Genomic DNA, 13,074 nt, shown 5'->3' with positions numbered 1-13,074 from the left:
GTGTGGTGGCGTGGTTGATCTGTCCCGTGTCGCCGGGTGGGCGGGCTTTCCCAGGGCCAGTAGGTCTTTCGTCGTCGGCGGGTCAGGTAGGCCGGCGGGTCAGCCGAAGGCGGTGCGGATGCGGTGCCAGGCGGCCGCGATCGCTGTGGCCCATCGCCAGGTGACGTCGATGCGTAGCTGGGTTTGGCGGGCGCTGCGGGTGATGCGGGCGGCCACGTGCAGGACCCGGTAGCGGAACGTCTGAACTTCGCAGCGGCCCAATTGAGGGTGGTCGGTGAATCCGATGAGCCGGGTCCAGGTGACCAGGTCGGTTGCGGCCAGGACGATTTCGAGCCAGGCGGCGTTGGCCCAAAAGGACTGGCAGGGCAGGTTGCGCAGGCCGGTGGCTTTGAGTTCGCGGATCCGGTCCTCGATGCGGGCGTGCTGACGGTGCCGCAACTCCAGCCCGGCGACCTGCCCGGCGATGAGGAATTGTCAATACCTGTGGATCGGCTTGTTTCAGGCGACCTCCGTTCCAGTTGATTCGGTCGGTGCCGAGTCCGCCGACGGGGTGATGTCGGTGGGTCGCTCGAGCAGTTTGCCTTTGTGGAAGATCGCGCCGGCCCGGACCAGAGCGACCAGGTGCGGTGCGTTGACGGCTCGCCAGCGGGCTTGCGCGGCGTCGATCAGCTTGTAAGCCATGGCCATTCCGGCGACGCGTGAACCCGGCCCCTTGGTCACCTTGGTCCTCAAACGTACCGTGGCAAACGTTGATTCGATCGGGTTGGTAGTGCGCAGATGGACCCAGTGCTCGGCCGGGTACTTATAGAACTCCAGCAGCACATCGGCGTCATCGACGATCTTGGCGACCGCCTTGGGGTACTTGGCGCCGTAGTCCACCTCGAACGCCTTGATCGCCACCTGCGCGTGGTCGATATCCTCGGCGTTGTAGATCTCCCGCATCGCCGCGATCGCCCCCGGATGAGCCGACTTTGGCAGGCAGGCAAGAACATTGGCCTGCTTGTGAAACCAGCACCGCTGCTCGCCGGTGGCCGGGAACACCTCACGCACGGCCTTCCAGAACCCCAGGGCCCCATCGCCGACGGCCAGCACCGGTGCGGTCATCCCGCGACGTCGGCACGACCGCAACAGATCAGCCCACGACTCGGCCGACTCCCGGTACCCGTCGGTGAGCGCGACCAGCTCCTTGCGGCCGTCAGCGCGCACACCGATCATCACCAGCAAACAGAGCTTCTCCTGCTCCAGGCGCACCTTGAGATGGATGCCGTCGACCCACAGGTAGACGTAGTCGGTGCCCGACAGATCACGGGCCTCGAAGGCCTTGGCCTCGTCCTGCCACTGCGTGGTGAGTCGGGTGATCGTCGTGGCCGACAAGCCGGCACCCGAGCCCAGGAACTGCTCCAACGCCGGACCGAAATCACTGGTCGACAAGCCATGCAGATACAGCAACGGCAACACCTCGGTCATCTGCGGCGACTTGCGCACCCACGCCGGCAGGATCGCCGAGGAAAACCGTTGCCGCTCACCAGTGTCCGGGTCAACACGTTTGTCATTGACCCGCGGCGCGGTCACACTCACCGCGCCCGCCGCGGTGAGCACCTCGCGCTCGCGGTGATAGCCATTGCGCACCACCAGCCGGTGCCCGTTCTCATCAAGCTCACCGGCATGAGCCTCGATGTAGGCGGCGACCTCAGCCCGCAACGCTGCGGCCAGCATCTGGCGGGCACCGTCGCGGACAATCTCATCGAGCAACGACCGCGACGAGCCAGCATCCTCGTTGGATGAATCCGCATCGTGAACTACCGTGAGCATGGGCGTACCTTCCCGAACCAGCGCGCCAACGCCGGCTCTTGATCAGACCTTCGACATTCAGATCATCCTCGGGAAGGTGCGCCCTTTCCTACGCCGCCTCGCCGAGGCTCATCCACAGGTTCTGATCATTGCTCCCGGCGATGACACCAGCTCCGGTGTCGGTGATGAACGCGGTGACCCGCATGCCGTCGGCGTCGGTGAACCGCAGCTGGGCGCCGGGGTGGGGGCGTTCTTTGCGCAGGATGAGGCGGGTGCCGGTCGGCCAGGACGCGAGGTTGACCAGGTCGGTGGCCTCAGCGACCCAGGCGCCGTCGCGGATACCACCGTCGGTGTCGATCGCCGGATACCAGCAATCACCCAGGGTGAGGGTGTCGACTGCGTCTTGCACCCGCACATCGACCGGGTAGCCGAAGGAGAACCCCACCCCCGCGGCGCGGCACGCATCGGCGAATCTGTGGGTGGCTCCGGCGGTATCGGAGCGCACCAACACCTTCGGTGCCTGCCGATGATCGGGATGGTCGGGGTCGGGCCGCCACCGCGGCGGCAGGGACGCCAAGGCCTGGTGCAGGACGATGACGTGGTCGGAGGCGGTGTTGGAGCCGGCGTTACCGGCTCGCAGCAGCCCGGCCAGGGCTTCCCCGCCGGCAATCTCCGGGCGGTCCAGAAACGCCAGCAACGGATGCAGCCCGAACGTCTTCTTCCAGGTCGGGGCAGCCCCGGCTTTGTTGTCGGAATGGTCGATGACCAGGGTGGCGTCGATGTCGATATGCAGCCAGCCCTCGGTGGTGGGGGCGGCGCCAGCAGCCCAGGCCGCCGCCCGCGCCGCGGCCCGGGCAGCACGCACCCCAGGTAGGTGGGCGGCGTCGATCCGCTGATCGATCAGCCGCCACATCGTGGTCGTCGAGGCTTTCGCCCCGAGCACGTGTTCACGGTCACCGCACAGTTGACCGACTGCGTCGATGCAGTCCGCGCCGTCGGCGACTGCAGCCGCCAGATCAGCGAACACCTCTCCGGGCGCGTACACCCACGGGCCGCGGTAGGTGTCGGCCAACGCGGCGGTGACCTGCGCCGATAGGCCGGTCCGGTCGGCGAGCTCGCGCAGCATGCCCATCCCGGCATGCGACACGACCCCGTGACCGTCAGCTGACACTTTCACCCGTCGTGTAACCGCGATATTCTTCACCCGCGAAGTGCCTTCCCGCTGGAACGATTGAAACCTTAGACAAGTCCAATTATTCCTTGCAGGACAGGCACTTTCGCTTATCTACACCCCGAAACTCACAACTTTTCGTGAAAAATCCGGGTCAGTACGCCGCTGCGGCCTACATGGGTGGACGAACCGACGGCGTCAGCGCCATCCTGACCGCGTCGTCTCCCTCGAACCTGATCGACACCCTGGCCGTCCAGCGGGTGGTGGGTACCGAGATATCCGAGCAGATGCGGGGCTTCCGCCAGGCGTACCAGGAGGCGCAGGCCGTCGAGGAGGCCTCGGCAAAGTCCGCGGCTGACGCGAAAGCGGCCGTCGACGCGGCTGCTGCGGTGCGAGCGGACTTGCAGAACATGCGGGCCCGGCTGCGGAAACAGATGGCTGCTGTCACAGCGAGCTATGCCGCGTTGTCCCCGGCCCAGCAGGCGGGATTGGTCCTCCCGACAGCAGCCGTCACGGCAGCGTTGGGTCCGATCGCGCCCATCCCCACGGTCGGCATGACCGGTTTGGTCCCCAATGCGAGGGTGATCGTGGACTACATCATGGCCACCTACCCCGGCGTGAAGTCGATTGGTGGCGTACGCGCGGATCGGCTTCCTGATCACCCGAGCGGGCATGCGGTGGACATCATGATCGGCTCAGACATGTCTCTCGGGGACGAGATAAAAGCCGACCTCGAGAGTCAGGCGGGACGCTTCGGCATCTCCTACACGATGTGGCGGGTGGCTGCCCACTTCGACCACGTCCACGTCACCGTCTCCTGAAGATCCGACTCCATCGACCGCGTCGACCCGCGAGGTGGTGAAGCCGACATCATCCGGCCCGACCGCGAATGTCACTGTGGCACAACAGCTTCACTTCTCACGGTTCACGAATATGGCGCGGCAGTTCAGAAGCTTCTTTCGCAGGACCCCTGCCGACGCCGCCGTTCACCCGCGAGGCTGCGTTGTCGTAGCAGGTGGCGCAATTGGGCGCGACGGTTCTGGAGCGGGGGCGGCCCTGAGCAGTCGGTGTGCGATCACGCCGATCATCAGCGCCCAGAACGCCGCACCGACACCGGCCACCGTCGTCCCCGAGGCGGCAACGATCAGTGTCACCGCTGCAGGGAGTCGCGCCGATTCGTCGGCCATCGCTCCCGCGCAGGCGCCGGCAAAAGCACCGAGCAGCGCCACACCGGCAACGGCCTGCACGACACCCGCCGGGGCGGCGAGAACAGCCGCTGTCAGTCCGGTGGAGACCAGGCCGAGCCCGCAGTACACCGCCCCCGTCGTGAATCCGGCGATCCAGCGGCGCCGGGGGTTCGGATCGGCGTCCGGCGCGGCTGCCAACGCGGCACTGATCGCGGCCAAGTTGACGGCGTGTCCGCCGAATGGAGTCGCCAGCAAGGAACCGATCCCGGTCACCGTCAGCGCCGGACGCCAGGGAACGCGGTAACCGAAACCCGACATGACTGCGACGCCGGGGATGTTCTGCGCTGCCATGGTCACGATGTACAGCGGCACAGCGATACCGGTGAGAGCTTGCAACGTGAAGCTGGGAGCCGTGACCTGCAGGTGGGGGATCCATGCAGTGGCTGCGGGCAGGGCGTGGTTTCGGACCAGCGTCACCGCGATCACCACCAGGGCGGCGCCGAACGCGGCCGGTACGGCCCAGCGGGGTCGGACCGCGACCATGATCAGCCACACCACCAGCACCGGCGCGATCGCACCCGGATCGTGGGCCAAGGCGGTGACCGGAGCAACGCAGAGCGGCAGGAGGACCCCCACGAGCATCGCCTGAGCGACAGGATTGGGGATGCGGGTGACCAGGCGCGCGAGCGCCGGCCAGAGGCCCGTCGCCAGCAGCAGCACCGCCGTGAGCGCGAACGCACCGACGGCCGCGGGCCACCCGCCGGCCACCGCACCGGTCGTGACCAGCAGCGCCGCGCCGGGCGTCGACCACGCACTGGTGATCGGCATCCGGAACCGCCACGACAACAGCATCGATGACGCGCCCATCGCCAAACTCACTGCAACCAAACCCGAGGCCGCCTGTTGCGGATTTGCGCCGGCTGCCCGCAATCCCGCGAGAACCACCGCGAACGACGACGTGAAGCCGACCAGCGCGCACACCACGCCGGCACTGATCGGGACGGCCTTCGAGACGTCCTGTTCCACCCACACTCCCCGTTCTGAATACGGAACGTTCTGTAAACGGAACGTACCATGAGGAGATGTATGCAGGAGAGGTCGGTCGCCGGTTGCGAGAGCTACGGGTCGAGCGGGGTCTGAGCCTGTCCGAGCTCGCCCGCCGAGCGGGGGTGGGCAAGGGGTCGTTGTCCGAGATCGAGTCAGGCGGTCGCAATCCCACCGTCGAGACCCTCTACGCCCTGTGTGAACCCCTCGATGTGCCGCTGACCGCGCTGGTCGGCGAGTCCCCGGGCGTGCACCCTGCCGCCGACGGCGGGATGCGCACGGTGCTGCTCTCGGTGCGGCACCTACCCCGGGTGACCGTTGAGGTGTTCCGCCTGGAGTTCCCCGACGGCGCCGAGCACATCTCGCCGTCGCACGGGACCGGCGTTCGCGAGCACCTCACGGTCGTCGACGGCAAGGTGCTCGCTGGGCCGGTCGGTGAGGAGAGCCTGGTCGAGGAAGGGGCGACGCTGAGTTGGCTGAGCGATCGCCGCCACCGGTTCGCTGCCGTCGGTGGTGCTGCTGAAGCGGTAGTGGTGATCACCACCCCTCGGTGACATCAGCTGACTAGGCGGGGAAGTCCGCACTGCGAGAGAGTGCTCCAGTATGTCGTGGTACGCCGAAATCGCTTCAGCGACAGGCTCGTTGGCGAAGCCGGCGTAAGCATTCGTGCGGAACGCTCAGGGTTCTTCAGCACCACCCCACCCGTCAGCATGATGGCAACTCGGCCGGCTCAGAGGCGCGCCCGCATCCAGTCGACGAGACCCGCAGCGTCGTCGCCGGACAGCTCGACGCCGAAGGTGTCGGCCAACAAGGTTGGTACGTCGCCGATCTCGACGTCACGGGTCGAGCATGATCCGTCGGGATTCGTTGTGGTCCAAGTGGCTCCGTCGAGGACGTGCTGGACGTCGGCGGCGAATCGCTGGACGAACGGCCGGGTGGTGAACGGTGATCGCGGCGAGGTCGACACGAAGTGGTTGGCGACGGCATAGTCGATCGGATACTGCGGGTCGAGCGTGAAGACGTGCCGGTCGAGCCAGCCGACCGTGCCGTCCACACTCGAGCGCTGCCACAGCTTCCACTCGTCCGGATGAAACACCTCGGTGTCGGCGCCGAGCGGTGCGGCGGCCAGTCGCAACTGCCAGCCGTCTTGATCGACCTCGGTACCCGCGATCAGCTCGACGGGTTCGAGTGGTCCGCGGCCGAATCCGACGTCGCACAGCCAGCGCCGCTCGTCGTCGAACTCGACAACGATCAGTGCGTGCGTCCGCGGGCGCGCGGTCCCTGCAGCGCCCAGGGTGACGCGGCCCGCGAGCGCGGTGAACCGGAAACCGAGCCGCTCCAGCGCCGCCGCGAACACCGTCACATGCTCGTAGCAGTAGCCGCCACGACGGGCCCGAATCATCTTGTTCTGCAACGTTTCCAGATCGAGGACGATCGGCCGGCCCAGCATGATCTCGAGATTCTCGAACGGGATCGAGGTGGTGTGGGCTCGATGCAGAGCAGCCAAGGTCTGTACCGTCGGGAGTCGCTCGCCGGCGAAACCGATGCGCGCGAGGTAAGCATCAAGGTCGAGTCCGTCGCCCTGCCAAGTGGTCACAGACCCACGATAGTCAGCGGCCCGGCCGACCCGCCCTTACGAGGGGTTACGGGATGCGGCCGCGACCGCGGGCAGGTAGATGAGGTCGATCAGCTCGGCGAGGGCGCTGGTTTCAATAGTGTTGTGCGCGAATAACATTTCGTTGCGCATCAGTGCCAGGACGCTCATGGCCACGCGGTCGGGAATCCGGGCCGGCCCTATCTCGCCTCGATCGCGGGCGGCATCCAACGCGCGACGAATCGTTTGATCCGTTTGTGCGGCCACCTTGGTCTGGAACGTCTCGAGGGTGGCTTCGTCGGCCTCGGCGATGAGGTTGCGGTAGGTGTCGAGGCCGATCTCTTGCCACTGCTCGACCAGGGCCTTGACCAAGGTGAGGATGTCGTCACGAAGGTTCTTCGACGACGTCACGTCGAACGGCGAGGTGCGCAGCGTTGGCAGCGCGTCGGTGACCATCTGTGCACGAGAACGATAGCGGCGGTACAGAACGGGCTTACCCGTCTTCGCGCGGCGGGCGACGCCTTCGAACGTGACACCGGCATACCCGTTGTCGGTCAGCTCGGCCCAGGTGGCGTCGCGGATGGCGGACATCAGCGCGTCGTCCCGGCGCCGTGCCGCCGGCTCGGATGGAGCCACCGCTTCTCGATTAGGCACGTTGCGTATCTTAACCGGCCGCACTGGGCTGAGAATAGGAAACGCCCCGTATCTTATGAGTGTCGCCAAGAAACACCCCGTCGAAGCAAAGGTGAGGATTCGTGAAACTGCCGAACGTGGAGGACCTCGATCCCGCACAACGCGAGGTCTATGACCTCTTTCCGGCCAACCTGTCGCGGGGTTTGGTCATGACCAGGGCCAGCGCGAAGCCGTATCTGGCCCTGGGGCTTTCGTTCCGCACGGGTGCACTGTCGGCGGACACGCGAGAGCTGGTGATCTTGCGAGTGGGCGCGGTGACGAACGCCCCGTACGAGATTCATCACCACGTGCCCGAGGCGCGGGCTGCCGGGGTTTCGGAGCCGATGATCGACAGCGTCGTGTCAGGAGCCACAGAGTTCGGAGACCGCTGCGTCGATGTGCTCCTCGCGTTCGTCGACGACCTGCTGGCGCAGATCAAGGGCGGCGGGGCGAACCCAGAGCCCATGCGGGAGTTCTTCTCCGACAACGAGATTGCCGAGGTGACGCTGCTGGTCGGCCACTACGTGATGACCGCGATGTTCATCAAGACCCTCGGCATCCTCCCTGAGGCGGACGGCGCTGACGCCGCGAACATTCTGGCCGACGCCACGGCCAAGCTGCACGACGAACGAGCGAAGGACGGACGATGACCGACGAAATCCCTTTCGAGGAAGGGCTATTCGATCTCGGCGGGGGAGCCCATGTCTTCCTCTCCGGCAATGAGGCTCTCGGCTTGGCCAATGCCGGCCTGGTGGTGAGTGCCGGCGAAGCGCTGGTCATCGACACGCTCTACGACGTGCAACATGCGCGAGCCATGTGCGCGTACATGGACGAACTCACGAAGGCTGCGCCGGTGCGGTACGTCTTCAACACCCACACCGACGGCGACCATTTCTTCGGCAATCAGGTGTTCTCCGGAGATACGGAGATCGTCACCACCGAAGCCGCCAGTGCGCTGATGACCCAGGAACATGCCGACCTCACGACCAAACTGCTGAACACCGATACCAAGCCGGGCGGCCCGTTGCAGGCACTCGCCCCACTTGGGCGGCCCTTCGACTTCTCCGAGGTGCGGGTTCGGGCGGCCGATACCACCTTCAACGGCGAAAAGGCTTTGCGTGTAGGCAAACTCGACGTCGAACTCCACGAACTGGGGCCGGCGCACACCGTGGGCGACGCCGTCGCGTACCTCCCCGAGCTCGGCGTGCTGTACGCCGGAGATCTGTTGACGCACAACCCCGTTGCGGTCACCTGGTCGGGTTCGATCCCGAATTGGCTCAGGGCGCTCGAGCGCATCCGTGCCTTCGGCGCGCGGAAAGTCGTCGCGGGCCACGGTCCCGTCCTGATCGGCCCCGAGATCAACGCGGCCATCGACCGCGGAATCCGATTCTGGTCCAACCTGCACACCGACGCGACGCGCCTCTACGACCAAGGCGTGCCGGTGGCGGAGGCGGTCGCCCGCATGAGTATCCAGAACTATCCGGAAGCCGCTGCGACACTTCCGATCATCGTCACCGCGATCTATCACGAGCGGGATCCGGACATCCCGTACCTGGACCTGACGCAGGCCATCGAGTCCATCGCCGCGCAACTCGCGCACGCGCACGGCTAAGAGCGGCCGAAACCCTCACTCGATGTCGTGCGGCGCCTGGTGTTCGGGCAGGGTCGTCACGTCTTCGTGCTCGGACACCAGGCAGGCGCGGCAGAAGTCCGTTCCGAACGGCGTCAGGTGGATCGACCGGCGGACGACCTTGTGCGCGCGCACCGAGTGCATCGCGGCCAGCACGTCCGGTTGTGCCTCGACAACCTGGTATTCGAGCGGGTCGCGTAGTTGCTCCTGCGAGAACCAGATCAGCCCCAGGCGGAACAGGTTGTTGAGGTAGGCGGGCACGTTGTCCATGTAGCGCAGGCCCGCCCGCGGGCCGATCATGTTGAGCCCCGGCGCCACCAGCCGCGAGGACACCATGCCGATGGGGCCGCCCGTGCGGACGTCGACCGCCGGCTGCGGGCCGCCGCGCAGGAGCAACAGCAGGATGCGGGCCTCGTCGGGTGCCATCTCCTCGAGGATGCGGGCGTACGCGGGGTGGCCGCGCTCGGTGTTCCACACGTCGCGCGAGCGGGTCAGCAGCGCCTGGCCCTGAGCACGCAATGACTGCTCCATTTTGCGTTGGCGCTCTTCGTCTTCCTGCTGGTGTGACACCGTGTGCGTCGTCGTCGCGGTGTCGGTGAGCGAGGCGCTGACCTGGACGACGGCCTGCGACACCGAGACACCGTTCGAGACGGCCTTGGCCACCTCGCCGAAAACGGTGCCGGCCTGGGCAACGCCGGAGATCAGCTCGCGTGCGGTGTCGGCGGCCGATGCCGGGTCAGCGACTATCTCGAGTGCGCGACGGCCCGTCTTGAGCCCGGCAACCAGGGTCCATTCCGCCGTGCGCACCCAGGCCGTCGCGGCCAGGCGGACGAGGCCGGGTAGCGCTTCGCCGATCTCGGTCGCGGGAAGGAGCGACGAGGACGGCTCCGATGAGGGAGAGAACGTGGCGCTGAGTGGTCCCCACTGGGCGTGGCGTCGTCTGGGCGCCTGGCGTCGGTCGTCACTCATGCCACACCAAGTCCCAAGAAGATCCCGTAGTGGAGGAAGCCACCTGCGGCGCCCATGATCGCGCCGTGAGCGTAGAGCATCCACTCATCTTCCCTGATTGCCGAACGCAGCATCTCCACGAAGTCGGTCGGCGGAAGTTCTTTGGTGCGCTGTGCGATCAGCGTGCGGATTTTCCCTGATTGCGCCTTCGAGAACTCTTCGTCCTTGAAGGGCGTCAGCGTCCGGCCGACGGCCTCTGCGGCGAAGCCGGCCTTGATCGAGTCGTAGGCCTGGGCGCCGAGTGCCACCCGCGCGGCGCCCCGGATGGGGCCGGCTGCCCGGTCGATGGCCGGGCCCAGAGCGGCCGCCATCATCTGGCGGGTGCGGTCGCCACTCGGACCGTCGATCAGGAAGTCGCCGATGCGTTCCAGGGTGATGACGTCGTCGGCGATGATCCCGGCGTACACCTCGGCGGCCTGCTCTTGCCGCCGCAGGAACAGGCCCTGGAACTTGATGCCGAAATAGCGGGTCGGCTCGGTCGGTTCGAAGATGAGCCACATGCCGAGCGCGTTGGTGATCCAGCCGACGATGACGCCGAGCATCGGCAGCATCCACCAGGTGTGGAACCAGTGGTCGATGAACGCGACGGGAATGCCCAGCAGGAACCCGAAGATGAAGCCGAAGTTGACCATCAGGTTCAGCTCGCGCTGGCCGATGTCCTTGAAGACCCGGATGACGAGGTCGGGGTTTTTCCTGAAGTGCTCGATGACCATGATCTTGGGGTCGAGCAGCTGGTCGATGTGGATGCCGATCTCGGTGGTGATCGACCGCACCACGTCCGGTAGTTGCGACTGGACCCGCGCGACGATCGCGCGTTTGCCGACGGTCGGCAGGTCGCGCCAGAACTGGGGGTCGTTGGCAATCATCACCTCGTCGACGAGCTGCGGGATCTCGGCTTCGAAGAGCTTGACGATGTGCTCGGCGATCATGTCCGGCTCGAGCTGCTGGTAGAACTCCGCGGGCGTACCGAGCTTGGCGATGGCCTTGTCGGATGCGATCGAGCCCATCTTGGCCGCGCGGGCCGGCACGATGCCCTGCCAGCCGACGCCGCCCTGCAGGATGCCGGGGATCTCCTGCAGCTTGTGTGGCAACAGCCGGGCCAGCTCGGCCATCCCCGGGATTCTGAATCCGTGGAAGTTGACGGGATAGAACAGCATGATCAGGCCGGTCCAGTTGATGAGCCAGCCGATCACCGCGGTGAACAACGGAATGCTGAGGAATGCGAACCACTCCATCGGGGTGTGGATCTCGCTCAACGTCCAGTCGCGATCGACCAACCAAGCCCAAAAATCGTTGAACGTCGACCTCACCGCCTTTCGTCGAGCACGCCGGTCCGCACCACGGGTGGTTTGCCACCTGTGCGTGTGCACATTAGCCGCTGCCGTCGCGCCAAGTTGCCCTACTGAGGCCACGCTTTCGCCTCAGCCCGGTATCGGTCGGTGCGGCCACACCCGCGGCGGGCCTCTTCGACAGCGTATTAAACCAACGGGTTGACAACGAGGGCGGCGGCGCGCACACTCGTATTCAACCAATTGGTTTAGGAGCAAGATGACCGATCAGCTGTCGAAAGTATTTGCGGCACTGAGTGATCCGCTCCGCCGGGACATCGTGGCGCGGCTGACGACGGCCGATGCGACGGTGAGCGAGCTCGCCGAACCGTACGACGTCAGCTTGCAGGCGGTCTCGAAGCACCTCAAGGTGCTCGAGGACGCGGGGTTGGTCACCCGGGGCCGTGCCGCGCAGACCCGGCCGGTGCACTTGGAAGCGCAGGTGTTCGACCTCATGACCAAGTGGATCGAGCGCTACCAACGGCAGGCCGAACAGCGTTACCAGCGCCTGGATGCGGTGCTGGCAGAGATGAACGACACCGAATCAAAACCGCGACGAAAGGGCAGAGCATCATGAACACCGCGCAGGCCGTCATCGAAGCCGACAAGGACGTGCCACTCATCCGCATCACCCGTGATTTCCACGCCACCCCAGCGCAATTGCTGAAGGCGCATACCGATCCGGAGCTGTTCGCCCGCTGGGTGGGGCCCGACGGGATGGACACCCGGATCGTGGAATGGGACGCGCGCGACGGCGGCAGCTGGCGATATATCGCCGCCCGCGATGGCCAGGAGTTCGGGTTCCGTGGGTGCTTCCACACCGTCGCCGAGGACAAGATCGTCCAGACTTTCACCTTCGAGGGCATGCCCGACGCGGTGTCCCTCGAGACGTTGTGGTTCGAGGATCTCGGTGACGGCCGCACCCGGCTGCACGGCCAATCGTTGGTGGACAGCTTCGAGGGGCGCGACGCCTGGCTGGCTTCCGGGATGGAGACGGGCGTCGACCAGGGCTACGCCAAACTCGATGCACTGGTCGGCGAGCTCTGAGCGCCATGGCTGCGCTGCACGCACTCACGGCCGCCGAACGGCACCGCCGCATCGCCGCCGGATTCACCGAACATGCTGCAGCCGTGCGGGATTGGTCGGCTCCGACGCCGGTGGCGAACTGGACCGCAGGCGACATCGTCGGGCACCTCGTCGGCTGGTTCACCGAATTCCTCGGTGCGGGCGGTGTGGTGTTGCCCGTCGGTCCGCCCGTCGCCGACGACCCGCTCACGGCATGGGTCGCACACGCCGCGGCGGTGCAGGGTCTGCTCGACGGCGACGCGGCCGACGGCGACTTCAGCCATCCGATGGCGGGCTCACACCGGCTTGCCGACGCCATCGACCGGTTCTACACCGCCGACGTGTACATGCACACCTGGGATCTGGCCGCCGCGATCGGGCGCGACTCCGGCCTGGACCCCGAGTTCGCTGAGCAGATGCTCGCCGGGATGACGGGGATCGAGGACCTGCTGCGCTCATCGGGGCAGTACGGGCCACCCGTCGCGGTCGCGGACGACGCGGGCCCGGTGGCCAGGCTGATGGGGTTCATCGGCCGGGATCCGGCCTGGTCGGCCGGTACGCGTCAAGCAGTGTGAGAGGACCCG

13 protein-coding genes and 2 pseudogenes are annotated in these 13,074 nt (G+C 66.4%); 7 read left to right on the top strand and 8 right to left on the bottom strand.

What is annotated here, in order from left to right:
- Positions 1 to 99: 99 nt before the first annotated feature.
- The 3 genes and pseudogenes from ACZ5IQ_RS28980 to ACZ5IQ_RS28970 all read right to left on the bottom strand — a co-directional run.
- Positions 100 to 468 (bottom strand): annotated as a pseudogene (locus tag ACZ5IQ_RS28980) (transposase); the annotation flags it as partial.
- 30 nt (positions 469 to 498) lie between these two features.
- Positions 499 to 1,812 (bottom strand): IS256 family transposase, encoded by a 1,314-nt coding sequence (locus tag ACZ5IQ_RS28975; protein ID WP_052536990.1) that lies wholly within the window; start codon positions 1,810 to 1,812, stop codon positions 499 to 501.
- A gap of 133 nt (positions 1,813 to 1,945) precedes the next feature.
- Positions 1,946 to 2,995 (bottom strand): annotated as a pseudogene (locus tag ACZ5IQ_RS28970) (IS1380 family transposase); the annotation flags it as partial.
- 107 nt (positions 2,996 to 3,102) lie between these two features.
- On the opposite strand from ACZ5IQ_RS28970, the gene ACZ5IQ_RS28965 reads away from it, so the two are divergent.
- Complete coding sequence (locus ACZ5IQ_RS28965; protein WP_061004704.1) at positions 3,103 to 3,783, top strand: VldE C-terminal domain-containing protein; 681 nt, start codon at positions 3,103 to 3,105, stop codon at positions 3,781 to 3,783.
- A 165-nt stretch (positions 3,784 to 3,948) separates the two neighbouring features.
- Here the strand turns inward: ACZ5IQ_RS28965 and ACZ5IQ_RS28960 are convergent, their stop codons facing one another.
- Positions 3,949 to 5,175 (bottom strand): benzoate/H(+) symporter BenE family transporter, encoded by a 1,227-nt coding sequence (locus tag ACZ5IQ_RS28960; RefSeq protein ID WP_061004751.1) that lies wholly within the window; start codon positions 5,173 to 5,175, stop codon positions 3,949 to 3,951.
- A gap of 56 nt (positions 5,176 to 5,231) precedes the next feature.
- Between ACZ5IQ_RS28960 and ACZ5IQ_RS28955 the strand changes: the two genes are divergently transcribed.
- Positions 5,232 to 5,747, top strand: coding sequence for an XRE family transcriptional regulator (locus ACZ5IQ_RS28955; RefSeq protein ID WP_061004706.1), 516 nt, complete (start codon positions 5,232 to 5,234; stop codon positions 5,745 to 5,747).
- A 176-nt stretch (positions 5,748 to 5,923) separates the two neighbouring features.
- On the opposite strand, the gene ACZ5IQ_RS28950 is transcribed toward ACZ5IQ_RS28955, so the two are convergent.
- Together ACZ5IQ_RS28950 and ACZ5IQ_RS28945 are read right to left on the bottom strand one after the other, a co-directional pair.
- On the bottom strand, positions 5,924 to 6,790 hold the full coding sequence (locus ACZ5IQ_RS28950) for an arylamine N-acetyltransferase family protein (protein WP_061004708.1): 867 nt from the start codon (positions 6,788 to 6,790) through the stop codon (positions 5,924 to 5,926).
- 36 nt (positions 6,791 to 6,826) lie between these two features.
- Entirely contained in the window at positions 6,827 to 7,378 is a 552-nt protein-coding gene (locus ACZ5IQ_RS28945) for a TetR/AcrR family transcriptional regulator (protein WP_061004753.1), read from the bottom strand.
- 164 nt (positions 7,379 to 7,542) lie between these two features.
- Between ACZ5IQ_RS28945 and ACZ5IQ_RS28940 the strand changes: the two genes are divergently transcribed.
- Together ACZ5IQ_RS28940 and ACZ5IQ_RS28935 are read left to right on the top strand one after the other, a co-directional pair.
- Complete coding sequence (locus ACZ5IQ_RS28940) at positions 7,543 to 8,109, top strand: carboxymuconolactone decarboxylase family protein (protein ID WP_464480590.1); 567 nt, start codon at positions 7,543 to 7,545, stop codon at positions 8,107 to 8,109.
- The gene (locus tag ACZ5IQ_RS28935) at positions 8,106 to 9,071 is read left to right on the top strand and encodes an MBL fold metallo-hydrolase (RefSeq protein ID WP_464480589.1); all 966 of its coding nucleotides are present in this window, start codon (positions 8,106 to 8,108) and stop codon (positions 9,069 to 9,071) included. Before ACZ5IQ_RS28940 ends, ACZ5IQ_RS28935 begins: the two co-directional genes overlap by 4 nt.
- Before the next feature lie 15 nt (positions 9,072 to 9,086).
- On the opposite strand, the gene ACZ5IQ_RS28930 is transcribed toward ACZ5IQ_RS28935, so the two are convergent.
- Positions 9,087 to 10,058 (bottom strand): Abi-alpha family protein, encoded by a 972-nt coding sequence (locus ACZ5IQ_RS28930; RefSeq protein WP_464480588.1) that lies wholly within the window; start codon positions 10,056 to 10,058, stop codon positions 9,087 to 9,089.
- Positions 10,055 to 11,374: a hypothetical protein gene (locus tag ACZ5IQ_RS28925; protein ID WP_464480587.1), complete on the bottom strand. Its 1,320-nt coding sequence runs from the start codon at positions 11,372 to 11,374 to the stop codon at positions 10,055 to 10,057. Before ACZ5IQ_RS28925 ends, ACZ5IQ_RS28930 begins: the two co-directional genes overlap by 4 nt.
- Positions 11,375 to 11,645: 271 nt before the next feature.
- On the opposite strand from ACZ5IQ_RS28925, the gene ACZ5IQ_RS28920 reads away from it, so the two are divergent.
- Genes ACZ5IQ_RS28920 through ACZ5IQ_RS28910 form a run of 3 tightly spaced genes read left to right on the top strand, consistent with a single transcriptional unit; the run spans position 11,646 to position 13,065 of the window.
- Entirely contained in the window at positions 11,646 to 12,002 is a 357-nt protein-coding gene (locus tag ACZ5IQ_RS28920) for an ArsR/SmtB family transcription factor (RefSeq protein ID WP_133428033.1), read from the top strand.
- Positions 11,999 to 12,472 carry an SRPBCC family protein gene (locus tag ACZ5IQ_RS28915; protein ID WP_267326037.1) on the top strand — a complete coding sequence of 158 codons (474 nt, stop codon included), beginning with the start codon at positions 11,999 to 12,001 and terminating at the stop codon, positions 12,470 to 12,472. Before ACZ5IQ_RS28920 ends, ACZ5IQ_RS28915 begins: the two co-directional genes overlap by 4 nt.
- 5 nt (positions 12,473 to 12,477) lie before the next feature.
- Complete coding sequence (locus ACZ5IQ_RS28910; protein WP_212807733.1) at positions 12,478 to 13,065, top strand: TIGR03086 family metal-binding protein; 588 nt, start codon at positions 12,478 to 12,480, stop codon at positions 13,063 to 13,065.
- Positions 13,066 to 13,074: the final 9 nt, after the last annotated feature.

It is taken from the genome of Mycobacterium toneyamaense (assembly GCF_055384815.1).
The sequence above is the reverse complement of the archived record's forward strand: the minus strand, read 5'-3'. Positions and strand labels throughout refer to the sequence as shown.